We start from the raw sequence: 21,940 nt of genomic DNA on the forward strand, positions 1-21,940 counted from the left end.
ATTTAATGGAGTGATTATGAAAAATATAAATAAAAATATGAATAGAAGAAACTTTTTAAAATTAGGAGCAGTGTTTGCAGCAATACCTCTTATAGATAATGCGGCAGGGAGAGGTAAATTATTTGCAAATAGTAATATAAGTAAATATTCTCTAGATTTAGTAAGAAATGGTGAAGTTATCACAGGAGCTCACTGGGGAATCTTAAAGGTAACAATAAGAGATGGAAAAGTAGTAGATTCTACAAATGCAATAGAAAATAAAACCCCAAATCCACTTCAAGGTGTTACAAAAGATTTGATTTATACTCAATCAAGAATAAGATATCCAATGGTAAGAAAAAGCTATATAGAGAATCCTGATAGCCCAAAACCTGAATTAAGAGGAAAAGATGAGTGGGTAAAAGTAGATTATAACACTGCTATAAAATTAATAGCCCAAGAGCTTAAAAAACATATAGAGACAAAGGAGCAAGTGGAATCTATGCTGGAAGTTATGGCTGGTATAGTCCTGGAAGAATGCACAATTGTAGAGTATTGCTATGGTGTTTCTTAGGTATGGCTGGTGGATTTGTTGGAAGCACTGGAGATTATTCAACAGGTGCAGCACAAGTCATCATGCCACATGTAACAGGAACGATAGAAGTATATGAGCAACAAACTTCTTGGGATTTGGTATTAAGCGATTCTAAAGTCGTTGTTATTTGGGGAGCAAATCCTTTTGCAACTTTAAGACTTGCATGGGGAATTACAGATTCTGAAGGTATTGAGTATCTAAAAAGATTAAAAGATTCTGGTAAAAGAATTATCCACATAGATCCTATATACAATGAAACAGCACAAATGCTAAATGCAGAGTGGATTGCACCTATTCCAAATACAGATGTTGCATTGATGTTAGGAATCGCTCATACAATGTATAAAAATAATAAATATGATAAAGATTTTATAGAAAACTACACAACAGGTTTTGATAAATTTTTGGATTATTTACTTGGTAAGAGTGATAAAACTCCAAAAGATGCGAAATGGGCTTCTAGTATTACAGGTATTAGTGAAAAAACAATCAATGATTTAGCAGAAACTTTCTTTAATAATAGAACTATGCTTTTATCTGGCTGGGGAATGCAAAGAGGGCATCATGGAGAGCAACCACATTGGATGCTTGTTACATTAGCTTGTATGATTGGACAAATCGGATTAGCTGGCGGTGGATTTGGATTATCATATCATTATGCAAATGGCGGTGTGCCTACAGCAACTGCTCCAGTGCCAGGAGGTATTACTTCTGGAAGTTCTAGCGGTGGTGCTGCATGGTTAGAGCAAGCATCAAAAGTAAATATTCCTGTTGCAAGAGTTGCTGATATGCTATTAAATCCAGGGAAAACAATAGATGTTAATGGTGAGAAAGTAACATATTCAGATATTGATTTTGTGTATTGGGTCGGCGGGAATCCACTTGTTCATCATCAAGATACAAACAATTTTTTAAAAGCATGGAGAAAGCCAAGAACTATTGTAGTGCTTGATCCATATTGGACTCCAACTGCAAGACATGCTGATATTGTAATGCCAATTACAACTACATATGAAAGAAATGATATATCACTTACTGGTGATTATTCAAATCTAAATTTAGTGCCTATGAAACAGCTAGTAGAAAAAGAATATGAAAGCGTTGATGATTATCAAGTATTTTGTGATTTAGCAAGAGAATTTAAAGTATTTTATAAATTTAGTGAGAATAAACATGAAATGCAATGGATTGAAGAGTTTTATAACACTGCATTAGAACAATCAAAATCACTAAATATAGCCATGCCTACATTTAAAGAATTTTGGCAAGCAAATAAGCCATTAACATTTCAAGCCCCTTATGAAAATACAGAATTTATAAGACATAAAGATTTTAGAGATGATCCTATATTAAATCCACTTGGCACGCCATCTGGTCTAATAGAAATATATTCACAAACTATTGAAAAAATGAATTATGATGATTGTAAGGCACATCCAACTTGGATGGAACCAATTGAATGGCTTGGAATGAATAATAAACCTGCAGAATTTCATATGATTAGCTCACATCCTGCAGATAGATTGCATAGTCAATTAAGCAATACAAGTCTAAGAGATTCTTATGCTATAAATGATAGAGAACCAATCTGGATAAATCCAAAAGATGCAAAAACAAAAGATATAAAAGATGGTGATATTGTTAGAGTATTTAATGCTAGAGGACAAATTCTTGCTGGAGCAAAGCTAACAGAAAATATAAGAGAAGGTGTTGTTAAGGTTAGTGAGGGGGCTTGGTATAATCCACAAGAAGAAGGCGAAATTGGCTCACTTTGTAAAAATGGATGTGCAAATGTGCTAACTATTGATATACCAACATCAAAATTAGCAAATGGAAATATTTCTCATACTGCATTAGTAAATATTGAAAAATATAAGCAAGAAGCACAAGAAGTAGATATTTTTAGGCAACCAAAAGGTATTTATAATCAATAAAAATTAGATTCTATGGGATTCCATAGAATCTTAAAGAACAAAATAATATTAACTGCATATAATTCATAATCAAAATATCTATCTTAAATCTATTACAAAATCACATTTGGGAGCTAAAATGCGTGATATAGTATTGATTGGTTCAAAAGCAGAATCTAATATAAAATCTCTAGTTGTAAGTGAGATTGAATTGCTTGAATTTACATTGAATCTTGCAAATATAGATGCATTAATTTTCACTTCAAAATATGCGATTAAATCGCTTGCAAATAACGCAGATAGACTAAATGATCATACTTGGAAAAAGATTCCTAGCTTTGTTATAGGAAAATCTAGTGCAGATTATTTAAGGCAAATGGGTGGCAAAATCGAATATATAGGCGAAGATTCTCATGGTGATGGTTTTGCAAATGAAATCATTCCACTTTTAAAAGATAGGAATCCTTTATATATAAGAGCTAAGAAAATCGTATCACATATAAATGAAAAACTCATTCATCAAAAAATCAAATTACATGAAGTAGTTGGATATGAAAATAAAATAAAAAAGCTAGATTCAAAATTAGCACCAAAACCAAATTCTATCTTGATATTTACTGCACCAAGCCATTATAAAGCATTTTTATCTAATTTTAAATGGGATGGTAGCTATATTGCAGTGGCAATTGGTATGACTACTTTTGGCGTTTTTGATGCTGGAGTAAATGCGTTTGTATCACCAAAACAAAGCATACAAGCTTGCATAGAACTTGCAGAAGAATTAAATACAAGATTACCATGAATATTTTAAGTGTCACGCAGCTAACAAAACAAATAAAACAAACATTGATAAATTATTTTGGTGAAATTCAAATTCAAGGTGAAATCGGAAGCCTTACAAATCATCAAAGTGGGCATTGTTATTTTACATTAAAAGATTCTAATGCAAGTATAAGATGTATGCTTTTTAAGGGGACAAGGGCAAAGCTAAATAATATTATTTTAAAAACAGATATGCAAGTAATTGTAACTGGGAATCTAAGTATTTATGAGAGTCGTGGTGAATATCAAATCATATGTTCAAATGTCAAAGAATATGGTATTGGGAATCTAGCAATAAAATTTGAAGAATTAAAAGAAAAATTAAAAAATAAAGGTTATTTTGAATCTAGTATCAAAAAAGATATTCCAAAATTTCCCAAAAAGATTGCACTAATTACATCTTTAAGTGGAGCTGCACTAAAGGATATGAAATTTGTTGCAAATAGATGTTGGAATCTTACAAGATTTACTATCTTTGATACTTTGGTGCAAGGCAATGAAGCAAAATATATGATTGAACGAAATATCAAAATAGCAGATTCTCTAGGATTTGATATTATTGTTTTGGCAAGAGGAGGTGGAAGCCTTGAAGATTTATGGGCTTTTAATGAAGAGATTGTCCTTGAAGCTATATACAATGCAAAAACTCCAATAGTATCTGCAATAGGTCATGAAACTGATACTCCGCTTAGTGATTTTGTAAGCGATCTAAGAGCTCCTACGCCATCAGCTTGTATGGAGATGATACTTCCAGATAAAAATGAATGGTTACTAAGACTTAGTGATTTGTTTGATAATATAAATAATATAGAAAATAAAAATTTACTACGATTCAAAGAGATGCTAGATTCTGCATATTCAAAATTAAATTTTTTTAAATTTAATTACAATAGCTTGAATGATAAATTGCATTCTATGAGAGCTAGTTTGAATCTAACACTAAATAGACATTTAAATGCAAAAATAGAAACAATAAAAAACTTATCTATTTATTTAGATGTTAGCTACAAAAATATATATCCATCAAAAATCCAAAATATAAAGATATTAAAATATTCATTGCAGAATCTATTTTCTATTTTATTAGCACAAAAGAGAATTTTTGACAAAAAAGAATTAGATTTTCAATTTGATATTTTTTTGAAAAATAAAGAGAATGAATTAAAAAAGTTAAAATTACTTCTAGAGGCAAAAAATCCAAAAAATAAATATCAAAAAGGATATGCACAAATAACAATAGATAATAAAATATTATCATTAGATGAAGTAAAAAAAGGTGATACTATCACATTAAGTGATGGTATCACTTCAAAAGAAGCTAGAATCTTATAGCCATCTATATGCTACAAACTGCACCCAAGGAATGCAAAGCACTAAAAATACTACTAGATAAATTATTCCAAATATAAATCCTAATTTCCAAAAGTCTTTACCACTAACATAACCAGAACCAAACCATACAGGCGAAGGCCCTGTGCCATATGGAGTGATGATTCCCATAATACCAAGTGATAACATTAAAAATAATGTAAATTGTCTGATATCAATACCTTGTATAGTCCCTGCAACTGTTATAAATAATGCAAGTAATGCAGTAACATGGGCAGTTGTGCTAGCAAAGAAATAATGTAATAAATAAAACAATACAACAAGTCCAATCATTGCTTCCATTGCTCCAAAAGTGCTTAAATATTTACCACCAATATCAGCAATAAAGTTTAAAAAACCAACATTTTTTAGTCCGCCAGCAAGTGTAACTAATGAACCAAACCATGCTAAAACTCCCCAAGCTGCTTTATTAGTAAGCACATCATCCCAAGTAATAATATTTAATAACACCATAGCAATCATAACACTAAGTGCAACTGTTGTAGCATTTACATTAAAAAAATCACCAAATATCCAAAATATCAAAGCAAAAAATGCAAGTCCTATCATAGACCATTCTTTTGATGTTATAGAGCCAATTTTTTTAAGTTCTTCACCAGCCCAAATTGACGCTTCTTTTGAACCTTTTGATGTTGGTGGATAGAATATATATGTTAAATATGGTGTAGCAATAAATAAAACAATACCAGCAGGTAAAAATGCCATAAACCAACCAAACCAACTTATAGCCTCAACTCCACTTTTTGTAGCTGTTTCCATTGCAAGTAAGTTTGGTGCTAATCCTGTAAAAAACATAGAGCTAGTTACGCAAGTTGCTGCTAGTGATACCCATATCAAATAACCACCTATTTTTCTAGGTTCTTTATCTGGATAACTGCCAACCATAGGTGGAATAGAACTTACGATAGGGTAGAGTGTGCCACCACTTCTTGCTGAATTTGATGGTATAAATGGAGCCAAGATTCCATCTGCAATAGCAATTGCATATCCAAGTCCTAGAGTAGTTTTACCAAGTAATTTTATAAGTATCAAAGCCATTCTTCTGCCAAGACCACTTTTTTGATATCCAAGCCCAATCATAAAGGCAGCAAATATTAACCAAACCGTTGAATTTGAAAATCCTGCCAAGCCCCATGATACAGCCTCACTTGATTTGATGACTTTAGTTACATCACCGCTTCCTGCAGGACCAATTTTAAACCAAATGCAAATACCAACTCCTACAAGACCAACTAATGCCGCAGGAATTGGTTCTAATATCAAGCCAACAACAACACCAATAAAAATACTAAAGTAAAGCCAAGTATTTTGACTTAATCCTTCTGGTGTAGGTAAGATAAAAATTATCATAGCTACTAATACAGGGATAAATAGCTTTATGTATTTCACCATTTAACTCTCCTTAATTTAACTCTCCTTAATATTGTTAAGCATTACTTATTGCATATATTTTTTAAAAAAGTTTAGATATATATCAAAAATTTGTTATCATTTTTATTCAACTTCTTTGATTTGAGATTAATATTTATTATGTTTAGAGTTCTAAAAATTTGTTTTATTGTGTTGTTTATTAATTTGTCATTTCTTAAAGCATATGATACGAAAGAATTATTACAAAATGCTAATGTGCATAAACCATCGACATATTATGAGCCAAGTAGCAAATGGGGATATTTAGGTTTAGGCGTAGGGCTAATAGCTGTTAGTTCTATTGTTGCTACTGGATTATTATATATTATGCCAGAGAGTGTAACTAAATGGAATAGAGATGATATTAATGATATCTTTAATAAATGGAAAATGCGCACAAAGCAAGGTCCTGTAGTCGATAATGATGAATTATGGCTAAATTATATAGCACATCCATATTTTGGAGCAGTGTATTATTTGCAACCAAGGATGGCTGGATTTTCTTGGAGTGCTTCTGCATTATTTTCTTTTTTAGCTTCAAGTTTCTTTTGGGAATATGGCATTGAGGGATTTGCAGAGATTCCAAGTTGGCAAGATATCATCATTACTCCTGCTTTTGGTGCATTGCTTGGAGAAGGATTCTATCAATTAATAAGATATATACAAACAAATAACAATGAGCTATTTGGTTCGTGGTGGCTTGGAAAAAGTATTATTTGGATTTTAGATCCACTTGGTAGCTTGATATATAGCACTGGGCTTGGAGAAGCACTTGGAATCTATAATATAAATGATAAAAATAATCTAGAGATCATATCATCTCCAATATTTATAAATACAAAAGGTGGATTTGGGCTAAGCCTATATATTAGATTCTAAAAGATTCTGGAATATTTTTTGCTTTTTATCAAGAAGATTCTATAAAGTTCTTGTTGGTAAAGGGAATTGTAATGCAAATAAAATGGATTTTTATTTTTATTATTTGTCTGGATTTAATGTATGGCGCAAAAATAAAAGATATAAGTAATATTTTAGGTGTTAGAGAAAATGAGCTAACAGGATATGGGCTTGTCATAGGATTAAATGGGACAGGCGATAAAAGTAATTCAAAATTTACTATGCAAGCAGTATCAAATATGCTAGAGACGATGAATATAAAAGTATCTCCAAATGATATAAAATCAAAAAATGTAGCTGCTGTAATAGTGAGTGCGAAACTTCCACCATTTGCACGAGCAGGAGATAAGATAGATATATCAGTATCTTCACTTGGAGATGCAAAATCACTATCTGGCGGGACTCTTGTTTTAACACCACTTAGTGCTATTGATGGGAATGTATATGCAATAGCACAAGGAAATATTTCCAATCTTTCAGATTCTCTTACAGCCACTATTCCACAAGCAGGCACAATAGAAAGAGAGCTAGTATATGATATATATAATAAACCAAATGCAACATTAAGCCTAAAAGATGCTGATTTTAAAAATGCTATTAATATTCAAAAAGCTATAAATAATCATTTTAAAGCCAATATAGCTCTAGCTAAAGACCCAAGGACTATATCACTAACAAAGCCAAATAATATAGGAATGGTAGAGTTTTTGAGTATGGTAGAAGATATCGATATTGAATATCAAAAAAATGATAAAATCATTATAGATGAACAAAGTGGCACGATTATTACAGGAAGTGAGATTAGAATCACGCCAATTACAATAAGTCATGGAGATATGACAATAAAAATCATAGATTCTACAAATACTCAAAATCAAACACAAAATAATCTAATAGTAGCAAATAAACCAACTATATCTTCACTTGTTGGAGCATTGCAAAAAATAGGAACAAGCTCTAGTAATATCATATCAATTTTAAATGCTATAAAAAAATCTGGTGCAATCAATGTTGATATAGAGAGTATTTAAAAATTGTGTATAAAATAAAATTTAGCAAAGTTTTAGGGGGGGGGTATCAAGATAAGATATTTTATCTTGTATTGATATTATTTTGCGTAGGAATAATCATATATAGCAGATATAGCTTCAACCTAGATGATATAGCGTGGTGGCTAAATATTTTTCATAATATACCAATTGAAAATAATATACATTTAGATCTTGGGAGATTCTACCCCCTAGCCTTTTTAGACTTAAATCTATTGATGAAAATTTCAAATTCTCCATATTTATTTTTCTCTTTTAATGCAATTATTGTATTTGTAATTGGTGTATTGTTTTATAAATTATTAAAATTGAATAATATTAACTACAAATTATTAATATTTATCATTTGTTTTTTTAATGTTGGTTTTATAACGATTAATGTAGGCATTTGTTATCCTGAAAGGGTATTGATATTATTTATCGTTATTTTTATTATATGTAGTTATTATGCACAATATAGCAATAAATATGCAATTATATTAGGGATTATTAGCGCAAATATTGCAATTTACCTTAAAGAGCCTGCATTTGTTGTCATTGGTTTGTTTGGATTATTTCATATTATATATCACTTTTTTAATAGATGTTATTCTAGGATATTTTTATTTTATAATATTGCATTAGTTATTAGTGCTTTTATATTTATAAGCATATATGTATTTTATGTATCACCACAAATTGTAGTAAGTTATAATGATAATATTTTAAATCAAGAAGCATTGGATCATAAAGAATATATTATATTTCTTGCAAAAGGATTGTTTAATTTTACAATAGAAAATCCTTTTTTGATGATTTTACTGCCATTTGTTGTAATAACAAAGATTCTATTTTTTAAATATTTTAGATTAAATCCATTTTTAGATAGTCTTTTGTTTGGTGGATTTTTGTATTTATTGGTATATTTAAAATTACAAATATTTACAAATTATTATCTTGCGCCTATATATTTTATAGTTTCTTTTTCTCTTGCATATTATGTAAAACGATATAAAATTTATAAATACATTGCATTATTTTGCCTCTTGTTTTACACGATAAATACACTCCCACAAAGCATTTGGACTTTTATTAGTCTCAAAAAAGATGGCGTAGCTTTTCATTTAAGCCTAGATTTTGTAGATAAATACACAAAAATAGCTAATGACAAAGTAAATATTTATTTTGATGGTATAGGTAGAGGGGAGAATTATAATGATCATTATTGGGTTTATTTTATTAGATATTTAGAAGAAGTTTATAGTGCAGATAATTTTGATATAAAAACAAAAGATGAAAATTCATCAAATTTATTATTAAAACCACTGCATTTTGTATTTGATAAAGATTCTAAATATAGCATTTATAACTCTTTTAGAGTAGATAAGCCAAAAAAAGGAGATTTAATCATATTAAATAACTTTACTAATAAATATATCAATAAAGAATATATAGAAAATATGAATAAAAATTATTCCCTGATATACAAAACAAATCTCCTAGGCTTGCCACAAATAAATCTAAAAACGATGATAAAATATTTGCTAAAAGATTCAAATATACAATACACACAAAATAGCAATGTATTCAAATTGCCAATAGATACTTATATTTACATTGTAGAATAATCTTTATTTATATATGCACCAATTTGTCCAAGCGAGATTCCGCCATCATTTGGAGTTATTTTTTTATGCATATATAGCTTGATATTATGTTTTTTTGTAAGATTATGTAGTTTATTGCATAGAATCCTGTTTTGAAATACGCCTCCACTTATAAATAATGGATATTTATATTTGAGTGCTACTTTTATGATCAAATCTGCAATAGTATTTATAAATTTACTTGCTATTTTAATCTTGTCTTTTTCTTTTAAGATTTCTAAAATTATAGAATCTAATATTATTTCATCATCTATTATTTCAAACAAAAAAGAATCTTTTATATTTTTATCATACAAAGATTCTATTATCATCCCGCTTTCACCTTCATAGCTTTGTTTTTCTAAGCCACAAAAATATGCGACAAAATCAAAGATTCTACCCATAGATGAGCTAGAAATGCAGTTTAGATTATTTTTATAGATTTGATGATATAAGGCTATATTATCTATATTCAAATTTAAAATCTCATCTCCTAAGATTCCATATAAAATTCCAAGTGCGATTTTTTTATTATCTTTTATAAGATTATTATCGCTAATTAGTGGAAAATATTTTATATGTAAGATTCTAGATATTTTATCACCACATTTCAAAAAAAACTCTCCACCCCAAATATTATTATCATCTCCAAGTCCAGTGCCATCAAATATCACTCCCAAAGCATTTTTAATATCTAGCAAATTATTATCAAGTAATACACTATAAAAATGCGCTTTATGATGATAAATATTTAGAATCTCTGCGTTAAATCTATCTCTTAATTCTAATGCAATTTTGCTTGAATTATATTGCAAATGGCAATCTCTTAGAATGATTTTTGGAGTGATATTATAAATCCCTAAAAATAATTCAATGACTTTTTTATAATAAATAATAGAATCTACACTCTCTAAATCCGCGATATATGGCGAAATAATGATATTATCTTTATAAAAAAGTGCAATTTGATTTTTTTGATTTGCTCCAAGTGCAAGTAGTGCATCTTTGCTATAAAATTTATTTAGTTTTATACTAAGTGGATAATACCCTCTTGCAGGACGAAGAAATATAGATTTGTTACTTTCTAGTTTTACTATCAAACTATCATCAATAGGATTTATTATATCTCTATTATAATCTAGTAAATAATCAAAAATATTAGCAATTTTTTCATACATTTCATTCTTAGAAACGATAATTGGCTCACTTGAGAGATTTGCAGATGTAAAGATGAGTGGCTCATCAAATTCTCTTAATAACATCTTATGCATCGCAGTATATGCAATAACTACGCCTATTGTATTTAAATTTGGAGCGATATTATCTGGAAGTGGAAGTATTGGCTTGTCTAATAAAACTATTGGTGTATATTTTGAAACTAATAATTTTCTATCATATTTATCTATATTAAAATATTTGCTAGCTTTATTTATATCTCCAAAGATTATGGCAAATGGCTTATTTGGACGATTTTTTAGTAATCTTAATTTTTCTATGATATTAGATTGTGCTTTGCATACGAGATTAAATCCTCCAACTCCTTTTATTGCGAGAATCTTTCCACTTTTAATAAAAGATATTGCTAGATTTATAGCATCATTATTATTTGCTAGATTATTTTTATTTTTATCAAATAAAAATAGTTTTATACCACAAATTGAGCAAGAATTTGGCTCTGCGTGGAATCTCCTGCTTTCATTAGAATCATATTCAGCTTTGCATGTGCTACACATTTTAAAATCACTCATTGAGGTATTATGTCTATCATATGGCAGTGATTTTATGATGCTATATCTTGGACCGCAATATATGCAATTTATAAATGCATAATCAAATCTTCTATCAAATTTGTTATTTAATTCTTTTAAGCAAAATTTACAAATCCCCAAATCTTGAGGCAAAGCAGAATAAATTAGATTCTCTTTATTTTTAGAGCTTTTTTTTATGCAAAAATCATCATATAGAATCTTAGATTCTATTTTTTTTATTGTTATATCATTGATGGAAGCATTGTGTGGTTTGTTTCTTTTTAATTCAAATAAAAATTTATCAATATTTATAGATTTTCCTTGCAAGATGATATAAAGGCTACTTCCATCATTTTTTACAAATCCATTGTATTTAAATTTATTTGCTAGATTGTATATAAATGGACGAAATCCAACTCCTTGGACAATCCCAAAAATAGATATTTTATAAGTCATTAATCAAACATACCTTGCAAATATACCTCTAAATTTTTTATGCTCGTATATTAGTATAAATTTTACAAATATTGCTATAATCTAATTTCATTTTTGTTATATAAAGGAGAAAGAAATGCAAAAAGTCGTTATTAGATTTATATTAGGTTTATTTTTATTAAGTGGCATAGCAAATGCTGATATGGTAGTTCCTGCGACTGCATTACCAAAAAATGCACAAAGTTTTATATCTAGCACTTTTAAAGATGCACAAGTAATGTATGTAGAGCAAGATTTTGATAGCTTTGAAGTGAGATTATCAAATGGTGTAAAAATAGATTTTTATAGAGATGGTAATTGGAAGGAGATAGAAAGCTATAATGGTATAAATCCAGCTCTTTTGCCAGCTCAAGTAGCAACAACTTTACAATCAACATTTCCAAATGTAACTATAATAAAAGTAGAAAAAGAATGGAGTGGTTATGAAGTAAAACTAGCAAATATGCTAAAAGTGTATATAAATGAGGCTGGACAAGTTATAGGTCAAAAATCCGATGATTAATTTTTCAAATATCTGCTAAGATTTAAATAAATATGAAAACAAATTTATTTATCACTGGTGGAAGTGGATTTATCGGTAAGCATTTTATCGATAAATTCTATCTAGATTATGATATAAAAGCTATAGCACGAGATTCTAGTGTAATTGATAAAAATAAGTGCAAAGTTTTTTATTATGATAGGGATATTAATAAATTAAATAATTTTTTTATGAATGAAAATAGTGTTATGGGGGGGGGTATTACACCTAGCAACATTATATCTATCAAATCACAATATTTGTGATATAGAAAAGCTTATTGATAGTAATATCACTTTTGGTAGTGAAGTCTTAGAATCTGCCTGTAACAACAATATAAAATTTTTTATTAATATCCTTACTTTTTCAATATTTGCAAATTCAACTACTTACAATCCACTTACATTTTATGATAGCACAAAGCAAGCATTTTATGATATTTTAGAACTTTATAAAAGTAATTTTAAAAATACAAAATTTATTAATCTTTTACTTTATAACACTTATGGTGCTAATGATACAAGACCAAAAGTGCTAAATCTATGGCACAAGATAAGTAAGAGCGGTCAATGTCTAGAGATGAGCAAAGGTGAACAGCTAATTGATATAAGCCATATCGATGATGTTATAAATGCAATAAATATTGCTATTAAAAATATAGATTCTCTTGATAGTGATATTATATATACTATAGAAAATACTCCGCGTTTAAGTTTGAGAGAATTAGCTAAAGTATTTGAAAATGCTACAAATACAAAATTAAATATAAAATGGAATAAACCATATAGAGAAAATGAGATTTTTAATCCCATATCAAGTCTAGATTCTACAAAATTACAAAAGCTACCGCATTATATACCAAGTATTAATATAAATGATGGCATTAAAAGCGTCTTTGGATAATATTTGTAAGAAAAATCATAATATCTAGATATGAATAATTTAATTAAATAAGATTCTAGAATCTTTATAAATATCTACTATTTATATATTTTGGAAAATAAGGAATATTGATTGAGTGAGTTTTTTAAATGATAAAGATATAATTCTTAAGATATAATATTTATTTTATATTTTTAAAAGGGGTAGATTTGATAAGTCTAAGAGATGAAATCTTGCAAAAAGTAAGAGATTATTACAATCTTTATCATAAAAAAAGTAAAGATTTTACTAAAGGTGATAGGATAAATTATGCAGGAAGAATTTATGATGAAAATGAAATCGTAAATTTAGTGGATAGCGCACTTGATTTTTGGCTTACAGCTAGTAAATATGCTAGAGAATTTGAAAATAAATTAGCTAAATATTTAGGTGTAAATTATGCACTTTTAGTAAATTCTGGTTCAAGTGCAAACTTGCTTGCATTCTCTACTTTAACTTCTCCTTTACTAAAAGATAGAGCTATAAAAAGAGGAGATGAGATTATTACTCTTGCAGCTGGATTCCCAACCACTATATCACCTATTGTGCAATTTGGTGCAATACCTGTATTTGTAGATATTACTTTAGAGAGTGCAAATATTGATACAACTATGATAAAACAAGCAATCTCTCCTAAAACAAAAGCAATTTTTATAGCACATACACTTGGGAATCCATTTGATTTAAAAGCAATAAAAGAGATTTGTGATAAATATAATCTTTGGCTTATAGAAGATAATTGTGATGCACTTGGTGCAAAATATGATGGTAAATTTACAGGAACTTTTGGTGATATTGGCACATCTAGTTTTTATCCAGCACATCATATCACAATGGGCGAGGGCGGTGCGATTTATACAAATAATCCACTTTTAAAAAAGATTGCTTTAAGTATAAGAGATTGGGGTAGAGATTGTTATTGTGAAGGTGGAAAAGATAATACTTGTGGAGCGAGATTTTCTCAAATGCAAGGAAATCTTCCATTTGGCTATGATCACAAATATATCTATTCACATTTTGGATACAATCTAAAAGCTACAGAAATGCAAGCAAGTATTGGTGTTGCACAACTTGATAAGCTTGATTTTTTCATCCAAAAACGACAAGAAAATCATAAATATTTATATCAGAGTCTAAGTAAATTTAATGATATATTTATTTTGCCACAGGCTACACCTAATTCACAGCCAAGCTGGTTTGGATTTTTAATCACTCTAAAGGATGGTGTGAATTTTAGTAGAAATGAGATAGTTGAGTTTTTGGAATCTAAAAATATCCAAACTAGAAATCTTTTTGGTGGTAATATGCTGCTTCACCCTGCATTTGATAGCCTAAAAGAAGGAATTGATTATAAAGTAGTAGGGGATTTAAAAAATACTAATAAAATTATGAAAGATAGTTTTTGGGTTGGCGTATATCCTGGAATCTCAAATATAGAAATAGAATATATTAGAGATGTAATAGATGATTTTATGGGGGGGGGGAATAAGCAAAATCTAAATTTAGCTACTTTCTTTAATCCATCTCTTACAAGGCTTGTAGCATGATACAAGCCATATTTCAAACAATCATAAATAAATTAAAATGGAAGCAAAAATTTAATTCTTTCTTAAAACAATATAGACTTAAAAACTCACATAATTTTACAACTCCTGTAAATATTTTTAATCTAGATAATGTAGTTGTTGGCAAAGGAAGTTATGGTCCATTGCAAGTTTTAGATTATGGAAATATTGATGCCAAAGTAAAAATTGGTAATTTTTGTTCTATTGCAAATGGTGTGATATTTTTATCGGGGGGGGGGGCATAGCATGAATTGCTTTTCAACATATCCATTTTATGCTTATTACACCGATAAAATTGAGAAAAATACAACAAAAGGCGAGACTATCATTGGAGATGACTGCTGGATAGGGCTAAATGCTATTATATTATCTGGCAGCAAAATAGGCAAAGGCTGTGTGATTGGTGCAGGAAGTGTCGTCCGTGGTGAGTTTGAACCATATAGTGTAATTATTGGCAATCCTGCGATACAAGTAAAAAAGAGATTTAGTAATGAAATAATTGAGATTCTAGAATCAATTGATTTTGATACTTTAGATAGTGATAAAATCTTAGAGCATTTGCATAGATTTTATACTCCCCTTGATAAGAATCTCGCATTAGAAATTAAATATTTGCTTAAAAAAGAGGGGGCTTACAATGAATAATAAATGTAAAAATTGTGGCTCTATCTTAAAGTTAAAAATAGCAGATTTATCATTTGCTCCTCCATCAAATTCATTTCTAAATAAAGATGATTTACAAAATGCAGAATCTTATTATCCGCTAAAAGTATATTTATGTCAAAATTGCTTTTTAGCACAAGTTGATGAATATAAAAATGTAAAAGAAATTTTTTCAAAAAATTATGTATATTTTAGTTCATATTCTAGCACTTGGGTTGCTCATGCAAAGTCGTATGCAGAGATGATTATCAAAAAACTAGATTTAAATAAATCATCTCAAGTCATAGAAATTGCAGCAAATGATGGATATTTATTGCAGTTTTTCAAAGGGATTCCAAGCATTGGAATTGAGCCTACTTCTAGCACTGCAAAAGTTGCAAAATCCCGTGGTATAGAAATAATTGAGAAATTTTTTAATAAAGCCCTAGCTTCTAATCTACCAAAAGCAGATTTAATAATTGGTAATAATGTCTTAGCACATGTGCCAAATATAAGAGATTTTGTAGCAGGTGTGAGAATCGCTCTTAAAAAAGATGGTGTAGCAAATTTTGAATTTCCACATATTCTTAATCTAATAAAATATAATCAATTTGATTCTATATATCATGAGCATTTTTATTATTATAGTTTGCATTCTGTAATTGATTTATTTAAAAGAGAGAATCTTTATATTTATGATGTTGATATTTTAAAGACACATGGCGGAAGTTTGAGGATTTATGCTAGTAAAAATAAAAAGCAAATAAGTAAAAATATCATAAATATCTTAGCATTAGAGAAAAAATACAATCTTGATAATAAAGATGGTTATTTATCTTTGGAATCAAATATGCAAAAAATAAAGATTGATTTTTTATCTTTATTGTTAAAATTAAAAAAGAATAATAAAAAAGTTATTGCATATGGAGCTGCAGCAAAGGGAAATACTTTGCTTAATTATTGTGGTATCAAAGATGATTTGATAGCTTATGCAATAGACAATTCACCCCACAAGCAGAATCTTTTCTTGCCCGGAAGTCATATAGAAGTAAAAAATAAAGATTTTATAAAAGAGCAGATTCCAGATTATATTTGGATTCCAGCATGGAATATCAAAGATGAGATTATCAAAGAAGTAGAATCTATATTTAAGGCAATTTTAAGCAACCCTAAAAATAGTAACATGGGGGGGGGTAGTATGCAGATTTATCATCACTACTCCAAAAGTAAAAATTATCACCAAACATATCACCATATCCAAAGGGGAGCAATATGAGTCGCTTCACCTTTGTAGAAACAAAAATAGAAAATTTATTTGTGATAGAACCAAAACAAATAAAAGATGAAAGAGGATATTTTGAACGATATTTTTGTAAAGAAAATTTCAAAGAAATCGGGCTTTCAAAAGAAATAGTCCAAATAAACCACTCTTTAACAAAATTAAAAGGTTCTATTCGTGGTATGCACTTCCAAACTAAGCCTTTTAGTGAAATAAAGATTATCCGCTGTATTTCTGGCAGTATTCAAGATGTAGCAGTCGATTTAAGAAAAGATTCTAAGACATTTTTAAAGCATTTTACAATCACACTAAGCAAATCAAATAACAAATATTTATATATACCAGAAGGCTTTGCACATGGATTCCAAGCCTTAAGCAATAATGCAGAGATTTTATATCTTACAACAGCACCATTCCAAAGTAGCGCAGATAGCACTATAAACCCACTTGATAAAGTTTTAAATATAAAATGGAATCTAGATATTACAAATATTTCACCAAAAGATAAAAACGCCCCTTTTATAGATGGCAATTTCAAAGGAATTTAAAGGAGAAAAAATGCAGAAAGAAACATTATTGGAATATTTACAAAGAAAAATCAAAAGACAAAGAGGAGATTATAAAAATAAGATTCTATTTTCACAAAGAATCTTAAATCCATATCTAAAGGTAAAATACAGATTTAGCAAGGATTACAAAAATGCACTTGCAATGCAGCTTGATTTGATAGAAAATGCTATTGTTGATCCAAATGGAATTGGAGGGATAAATCTAAAACTTCATAATGCCCATGTGCCAAAAAGATATTATGATATTTTTTATCGTATTTTTAGAGAAATGGGGGGGGGGAATCCAAAGATTACAATAGATTGTGGTGCGCATGCTGGGCTTGTTACTGATTTGTTGCTTGATTGTGGTGCAGTGGTGCATTTGTTTGAACCAAATGATATTTTATTTCCAATTTTACAAAATAAATACAAAAATAATAAAAATGTGATACTGCATAAAGCCGCCTTATCAAACAAAGATGGCAAGGCAAAGTTTATGCTTAATGATAGTATTTCACAAGGAAATAGGCTAGATTCTAGTGGTGATTATAATGAAGGCTATGATGAATATTATGAAGTAGAAGTAATTGATTTGGTGAGATATATTAATGAAAATATATTAAATACAAATGACAGAATCTATTTTTTAAAGCTTGATATCGAAGGTGCAGAGTTTGATATTATCGATAAGATAATAGAAACCAAACTATATGAAAAAATCGATTATATCGCTTGCGAAACACATGAAAGATATTTTATAGATGGTAAAAATAAAATTACAAATCTAAAAAGATTAATCAAAGAGCACAATATCAATAATATTTTATTAGATTGGATATAATTTTGCATTTTATAAACAAGGGGAGTAAATGCAAGAAGATATTCAAGATTATTTAGAAATAAAAATTTCTGATTTAATTGATGAAGATTCAAAAGAATATAAGAGTTTGCTAAATTTAGACAAAAAATTTAACATGCAAAGCGTAAATACAAATCTATTAAATACTCGAGGGATTCCAAATAAAGAAGCAAAAATTGCTAGATTTATGAAATTTAAATTAGCACCATTTGATATATTACATTTTGATCATATTGAGATTGTAACTACAAGTGGTGGTGCATTTTATAATGGCAAAATAGTGCAAGAAAATACAGGTGGATTTGGCACTCATGGCTTTGTAAATAATAATTATAATTTTTATAAAAAATTGCAAAAACATTTTTTTATACCAACAAATATGACAGAACTAAAACAAGTAATAAAAGTCATAATCAGCCTTTTTAAAGGAAAAGAACAAAGAGAATTAAAATCAAACAAACAAAAGATTCTATGGCACTCACCAAATTGGGATTGTTTTTCTCATTTTAGTTTTGAAGAATTTCCAAGACTTCTTGCTACACTAAAAGCACTATACAATAAGAAGCAAGTAATTAGGGGGGGGCAGCAACAAGAATCTAAAATATATGATATAGATTTTAATGAATTAGTCATTATTGCTCCTATTAGAAATTCATGGCAATTTGATCAATATATCTACCCAGCACTTCTAAGTCTCACACAAGAACATAATAAAAATTGTCCATTTGCAATAAAAAAAGAAAATATTATTTGTGTTAATGATGCAAAAATGCCACAAAAAATGGTAACTGATGTAAATAATGTTTTTATTCCAACTCAAGTAAAATGCAACAAAAAATATTTAGTAGATGCGATGGAACATTTAAGAGCGTTTTATTATGATGAAAATTTTATTAATAATTTTGAGCGGATATATATATCAAGGGCAAAAAGCGCAAAAAGATTCTTGATAAATGAAGATGAATTTAGAGAATTTTTGGAATCTAAATATGGATTTAAAACATTGTATATGGAAGAAGTGAGTTTCAAAGATAAGATTAATTATCTAAGTAGAGCTAAAGTAATACTAAGCATAGATGGCACTTCTATAATGAATTATGGTTACATGAAAAGCGGAGGAAAAGCGATTGCATTAAGATCATCAGATTTTGCAGAATATCCTATTGATTATTTATTTGGAATTGAATTTTTACCAATTATTTGTGAGTTAAGAAATGAAAAAGATACCGATCATATGGATGGATTTGTTGGTGCTTGGTGGGCTTCAAATCTGTATGCAGATATTGATTATGTAGAAGAAAAATTTAGGGCATATGGAATAACTAAGATAGAATCTTAGCTTTTTATAATTTTTGTTATACCATCTTTAAAAGTGAAGCATTCTTGCCAATTTGGCAGATCTTCACCACCTTCAAATGGGATGAAGTTTTCTCTTTGCATATATGGTTTTGCACCCCATAATATATTTAATTTCTTGCCTATTATTTCTTCAAATATATTTGCAAGCTCACGCAATGTTTTTCTTTCTTTTGTATGAAGTGCAAATATTTTATTTTTTGCTAGAGTTTTGTATTTTGAGTTTAATAAATCAATTAGCACAATAAATGCATTTATTACATCATCAATATATATTATGTCAATTAGTTGCTCTCCTTTGCTCATTTCTAGTGTCTTGCCACTATTTGCAACTCTAAGCCATAGATTAAATATTTTTTCTCTAGTGTCATTTGGTCCATATGTATCATTTAGATAAATAGTGCTAAAGGTGATATTTGTCGTGTTTGCATAGAAATTAATAATATTATTAAAAGCACTTTTAGATGCTGCGTATAGATTCAAAGGATTATTTGGCATATTTTTATAAAATTGCCAAAATGTGCCAACATTTATAAACCAACCATCAAATTTTAATAATGATAGAATCTCGCATATCTCACTTCCAAAAGTAATATTAGAATCTATAATACACTTGATGTCATCAATTTTGTGTGTTTTTATATATAAAGTTGCTAGATGTATTACGCCTATTAAATCTTTATCTTTTAAATATTCTAGTAAGCTTAGGGCATTTTTGTATCTATATATTTTACAAAAAGATTCTATTCTACTAGAATCCGAATTTTCTCTTATAATTGCTATGATGTGATATGATTTGCTTAGTGTTTTTATTAGATTTGAGCCTATAAACCCACTGCCGCCTGTAATTAGAATAGTTTTCAAAAATATCCCTCTATTCTATCACTAAAAGATAAATCACGATTAGAGATAATAAATTTATCAATATTATATTTCTTTGCTATTTCCTCCCATCTAAATCCAAAGCTATCATACTTCACCCCGCAATCATGTTCTTTGCTGTATTCACTTGTTTGCATATAATGCACTTTTGTATTATCCTCAAGGCTTAAAAATCCATGTGCAAATCCTGCTGGTATATATAGGCATTGAAGATTAATAGAATCTAATTGAATATAAAAATTTTGCTTATATGTTTTGGAATTTTGCCTCAAGTCAAGCACTACATCAATAATACTTCCATTTGATACATATACTAATTTTGCATGTTCTTTTGGAGGAATCTGAAAGTGCATACCACGAATAACGCCTTTTTGTGATACAGAATAAAATGATTCAAAAAATTCAGCATTAAGTTTATAAGTCTCAAAAATATTTTTATTGAATTGTTTTACAAATTGTCCTCTTAAATCTTTATGTGGAGTGATATTTATGATGTATAGATCTTTAAAAGTAGTATTTATTATCTCCATTTACGCAACCTTCTTATGAAGATAATAAATATATGTTATAAAATCATTTTTTAGTGCGACCCCCCCCCTATTTAGGTGGTAGGCTATCGTTTTTGTAATACCATCTTTATTGCTATATTTTGGTATATAACCAAAACTCTGTAGCAGTGATATATCAGTTTTTATATTCATATTTTCTAAAGGATTATATGGCTTTTCTCCAAATAATAATTTTGAATTTGTATTTGAGTATTGATTAAATATATCTAATGTAAGTTCTATAAAATCCTTTAGTCTAGTTTGTTTTCCACTTCCTAGCTCACAACGTGTGTATTTTTTAAAAGAATCTATATTATTAATGATGATTTTAAATGCATTTATTACATCATCAATATATATAAAATCTCGTAGTTGCTCACCTTTGCTTAGTTTTATATTATTATTTAAAATCATTTGTTCTATTAGATAATGTATAAATTTATTATTATCATCAAATGGTCCATACATATGCTCAATACAAACATCAATAATATTTATATTATCAAAATATCTAAAATAATTACTAAGATGATTTTTACTCATGCAATATGGATTTGTCATGGGATTTTGAAGAGTATTTATATTGATGAAAGTTTTGATATTTTTATCATTGGCAAATTCCAAAACCTGAATACCAAATAATAGATTAGAATCTATTATTTCACTTAGTTTATTGCCATTTCTGCCATAATTTGTAGCAGTATGAATAATAAAATCAATATTTTTTTCTATATGATTTAAATCTTTAGAATCTACAAGCTCTATATCATAGTCTTTTAGTCTCCAAAGATTACTATCTTTTCTTATTACTCCAATGATTTTATTAGATTTATAAAATGCTTTTACCAAATGGCTACCTAAGAATCCACTTGCTCCAGTAATTAAAATAGTTTTCATT

Annotated in this window: 20 protein-coding genes and 1 pseudogene; 16 read left to right on the forward strand and 5 right to left on the reverse strand. The window is 28.6% G+C overall.

All coding sequences use genetic code 11. From position 1 onward, the window contains the following. Positions 1 to 16: 16 nt before the first annotated feature. The 3 genes and pseudogenes from CQA42_RS00490 to xseA all read left to right on the forward strand — a co-directional run bounded on the left by CQA42_RS00490 (position 17) and on the right by xseA (position 4,641). Positions 17 to 2,508, forward strand: a pseudogene (locus CQA42_RS00490) (molybdopterin guanine dinucleotide-containing S/N-oxide reductase). 118 nt (positions 2,509 to 2,626) lie between these two features. Beyond that, complete coding sequence (locus CQA42_RS00495) at positions 2,627 to 3,289, forward strand: uroporphyrinogen-III synthase (protein WP_115582751.1); 663 nt, start codon at positions 2,627 to 2,629, stop codon at positions 3,287 to 3,289. After that, entirely contained in the window at positions 3,286 to 4,641 is a 1,356-nt protein-coding gene (xseA, locus tag CQA42_RS00500; RefSeq protein WP_115582752.1) for an exodeoxyribonuclease VII large subunit, read from the forward strand. Before CQA42_RS00495 ends, xseA begins: the two co-directional genes overlap by 4 nt. On the opposite strand, the gene CQA42_RS00505 is transcribed toward xseA, so the two are convergent. Further along, positions 4,636 to 6,090 (reverse strand): DASS family sodium-coupled anion symporter, encoded by a 1,455-nt coding sequence (locus CQA42_RS00505; RefSeq protein WP_115582753.1) that lies wholly within the window; start codon positions 6,088 to 6,090, stop codon positions 4,636 to 4,638. The genes xseA and CQA42_RS00505 overlap by 6 nt on opposite strands. Before the next feature lie 138 nt (positions 6,091 to 6,228). Between CQA42_RS00505 and CQA42_RS00510 the strand changes: the two genes are divergently transcribed. The 3 genes from CQA42_RS00510 to CQA42_RS00520 all read left to right on the forward strand — a co-directional run bounded on the left by CQA42_RS00510 (position 6,229) and on the right by CQA42_RS00520 (position 9,661). Continuing rightward, complete coding sequence (locus CQA42_RS00510; RefSeq protein ID WP_115582754.1) at positions 6,229 to 6,987, forward strand: DUF3943 domain-containing protein; 759 nt, start codon at positions 6,229 to 6,231, stop codon at positions 6,985 to 6,987. A 71-nt stretch (positions 6,988 to 7,058) separates the two neighbouring features. Further along, positions 7,059 to 8,036: a flagellar basal body P-ring protein FlgI gene (locus CQA42_RS00515; RefSeq protein WP_115582755.1), complete on the forward strand. Its 978-nt coding sequence runs from the start codon at positions 7,059 to 7,061 to the stop codon at positions 8,034 to 8,036. Positions 8,037 to 8,041: 5 nt separating this feature from the next. Next, on the forward strand, positions 8,042 to 9,661 hold the full coding sequence (locus CQA42_RS00520; protein WP_115582756.1) for a hypothetical protein: 1,620 nt from the start codon (positions 8,042 to 8,044) through the stop codon (positions 9,659 to 9,661). On the opposite strand, the gene hypF is transcribed toward CQA42_RS00520, so the two are convergent. Beyond that, positions 9,646 to 11,883 (reverse strand): carbamoyltransferase HypF, encoded by a 2,238-nt coding sequence (gene hypF, locus CQA42_RS00525; protein WP_115582757.1) that lies wholly within the window; start codon positions 11,881 to 11,883, stop codon positions 9,646 to 9,648. The two genes, CQA42_RS00520 and hypF, sit on opposite strands and share 16 nt — an antisense overlap. 115 nt (positions 11,884 to 11,998) lie before the next feature. Between hypF and CQA42_RS00530 the strand changes: the two genes are divergently transcribed. The 10 genes from CQA42_RS00530 (at position 11,999) to CQA42_RS00570 (ending at position 19,595) form a co-directional block, all read left to right on the forward strand. After that, positions 11,999 to 12,424: a PepSY-like domain-containing protein gene (locus CQA42_RS00530; protein WP_220271567.1), complete on the forward strand. Its 426-nt coding sequence runs from the start codon at positions 11,999 to 12,001 to the stop codon at positions 12,422 to 12,424. Between the two features lie 32 nt (positions 12,425 to 12,456). Further along, positions 12,457 to 12,708, forward strand: coding sequence for a hypothetical protein (locus CQA42_RS08180; protein ID WP_181881432.1), 252 nt, complete (start codon positions 12,457 to 12,459; stop codon positions 12,706 to 12,708). Beyond that, a complete protein-coding gene (locus CQA42_RS00535) occupies positions 12,638 to 13,345 on the forward strand; it encodes an NAD(P)-dependent oxidoreductase (protein WP_181881433.1) in 708 nt (235 codons plus the stop codon). Before CQA42_RS08180 ends, CQA42_RS00535 begins: the two co-directional genes overlap by 71 nt. A 188-nt stretch (positions 13,346 to 13,533) precedes the next feature. Beyond that, positions 13,534 to 14,910 carry a lipopolysaccharide biosynthesis protein RfbH gene (rfbH, locus tag CQA42_RS00540; protein WP_258865514.1) on the forward strand — a complete coding sequence of 459 codons (1,377 nt, stop codon included), beginning with the start codon at positions 13,534 to 13,536 and terminating at the stop codon, positions 14,908 to 14,910. After that, the gene (locus CQA42_RS00545; protein WP_115582759.1) at positions 14,907 to 15,173 is read left to right on the forward strand and encodes a hypothetical protein; all 267 of its coding nucleotides are present in this window, start codon (positions 14,907 to 14,909) and stop codon (positions 15,171 to 15,173) included. Before rfbH ends, CQA42_RS00545 begins: the two co-directional genes overlap by 4 nt. Before the next feature lies 1 nt (position 15,174). Further along, entirely contained in the window at positions 15,175 to 15,573 is a 399-nt protein-coding gene (locus CQA42_RS00550; RefSeq protein ID WP_115582760.1) for a DapH/DapD/GlmU-related protein, read from the forward strand. Continuing rightward, positions 15,566 to 16,846 carry a class I SAM-dependent methyltransferase gene (locus CQA42_RS00555; RefSeq protein WP_220271568.1) on the forward strand — a complete coding sequence of 427 codons (1,281 nt, stop codon included), beginning with the start codon at positions 15,566 to 15,568 and terminating at the stop codon, positions 16,844 to 16,846. Before CQA42_RS00550 ends, CQA42_RS00555 begins: the two co-directional genes overlap by 8 nt. Then, positions 16,843 to 17,397 carry a dTDP-4-dehydrorhamnose 3,5-epimerase gene (gene rfbC, locus CQA42_RS00560; RefSeq protein ID WP_115582761.1) on the forward strand — a complete coding sequence of 185 codons (555 nt, stop codon included), beginning with the start codon at positions 16,843 to 16,845 and terminating at the stop codon, positions 17,395 to 17,397. Before CQA42_RS00555 ends, rfbC begins: the two co-directional genes overlap by 4 nt. Before the next feature lie 10 nt (positions 17,398 to 17,407). Then, complete coding sequence (locus CQA42_RS00565; protein ID WP_181881434.1) at positions 17,408 to 18,238, forward strand: FkbM family methyltransferase; 831 nt, start codon at positions 17,408 to 17,410, stop codon at positions 18,236 to 18,238. A 28-nt stretch (positions 18,239 to 18,266) separates the two neighbouring features. Continuing rightward, a complete protein-coding gene (locus tag CQA42_RS00570; RefSeq protein ID WP_115582763.1) occupies positions 18,267 to 19,595 on the forward strand; it encodes a glycosyltransferase 61 family protein in 1,329 nt (442 codons plus the stop codon). Here CQA42_RS00570 and CQA42_RS00575 read toward each other — a convergent pair. From CQA42_RS00575 to CQA42_RS00585, 3 genes are read right to left on the reverse strand one after another with little or no spacing between them, the layout of a single operon-like run. Further along, the gene (locus CQA42_RS00575) at positions 19,592 to 20,476 is read right to left on the reverse strand and encodes an NAD(P)-dependent oxidoreductase (RefSeq protein ID WP_258865515.1); all 885 of its coding nucleotides are present in this window, start codon (positions 20,474 to 20,476) and stop codon (positions 19,592 to 19,594) included. The two genes, CQA42_RS00570 and CQA42_RS00575, sit on opposite strands and share 4 nt — an antisense overlap. Further along, on the reverse strand, positions 20,473 to 21,024 hold the full coding sequence (locus CQA42_RS00580; protein ID WP_115582764.1) for a dTDP-4-dehydrorhamnose 3,5-epimerase family protein: 552 nt from the start codon (positions 21,022 to 21,024) through the stop codon (positions 20,473 to 20,475). Before CQA42_RS00580 ends, CQA42_RS00575 begins: the two co-directional genes overlap by 4 nt. After that, positions 21,025 to 21,939, reverse strand: a complete 915-nt coding sequence (locus tag CQA42_RS00585) for an NAD(P)-dependent oxidoreductase (RefSeq protein WP_115582765.1) — start codon at positions 21,937 to 21,939, stop codon at positions 21,025 to 21,027. Position 21,940 lies beyond the last annotated feature (1 nt).

This window comes from Helicobacter sp. MIT 99-5507 (assembly GCF_003364295.1).
GTDB lineage: Bacteria > Campylobacterota > Campylobacteria > Campylobacterales > Helicobacteraceae > NHYM01.

Coding starts and splice junctions, on each gene's coding strand:
- xseA (WP_115582752.1), top strand. CDS start 3,286: ATGAATATTTTAAGTGTCACGCAGCTAACAAAACAAATAAAACAAACA.
- CQA42_RS00530 (WP_220271567.1), top strand. CDS start 11,999: ATGCAAAAAGTCGTTATTAGATTTATATTAGGTTTATTTTTATTAAGT.
- CQA42_RS00555 (WP_220271568.1), top strand. CDS start 15,566: ATGAATAATAAATGTAAAAATTGTGGCTCTATCTTAAAGTTAAAAATA.
- CQA42_RS00570 (WP_115582763.1), top strand. CDS start 18,267: ATGCAAGAAGATATTCAAGATTATTTAGAAATAAAAATTTCTGATTTA.
- CQA42_RS00515 (WP_115582755.1), top strand. CDS start 7,059: ATGCAAATAAAATGGATTTTTATTTTTATTATTTGTCTGGATTTAATG.
- hypF (WP_115582757.1), bottom strand. CDS start 11,883: ATGACTTATAAAATATCTATTTTTGGGATTGTCCAAGGAGTTGGATTT.
- CQA42_RS08180 (WP_181881432.1), top strand. CDS start 12,457: ATGAAAACAAATTTATTTATCACTGGTGGAAGTGGATTTATCGGTAAG.
- CQA42_RS00495 (WP_115582751.1), top strand. CDS start 2,627: ATGCGTGATATAGTATTGATTGGTTCAAAAGCAGAATCTAATATAAAA.
- CQA42_RS00585 (WP_115582765.1), bottom strand. CDS start 21,939: ATGAAAACTATTTTAATTACTGGAGCAAGTGGATTCTTAGGTAGCCAT.
- CQA42_RS00545 (WP_115582759.1), top strand. CDS start 14,907: ATGATACAAGCCATATTTCAAACAATCATAAATAAATTAAAATGGAAG.
- CQA42_RS00505 (WP_115582753.1), bottom strand. CDS start 6,090: ATGGTGAAATACATAAAGCTATTTATCCCTGTATTAGTAGCTATGATA.
- CQA42_RS00550 (WP_115582760.1), top strand. CDS start 15,175: ATGAATTGCTTTTCAACATATCCATTTTATGCTTATTACACCGATAAA.
- CQA42_RS00580 (WP_115582764.1), bottom strand. CDS start 21,024: ATGGAGATAATAAATACTACTTTTAAAGATCTATACATCATAAATATC.
- CQA42_RS00565 (WP_181881434.1), top strand. CDS start 17,408: ATGCAGAAAGAAACATTATTGGAATATTTACAAAGAAAAATCAAAAGA.
- rfbC (WP_115582761.1), top strand. CDS start 16,843: ATGAGTCGCTTCACCTTTGTAGAAACAAAAATAGAAAATTTATTTGTG.
- CQA42_RS00535 (WP_181881433.1), top strand. CDS start 12,638: ATGAAAATAGTGTTATGGGGGGGGGTATTACACCTAGCAACATTATAT.
- CQA42_RS00510 (WP_115582754.1), top strand. CDS start 6,229: ATGTTTAGAGTTCTAAAAATTTGTTTTATTGTGTTGTTTATTAATTTG.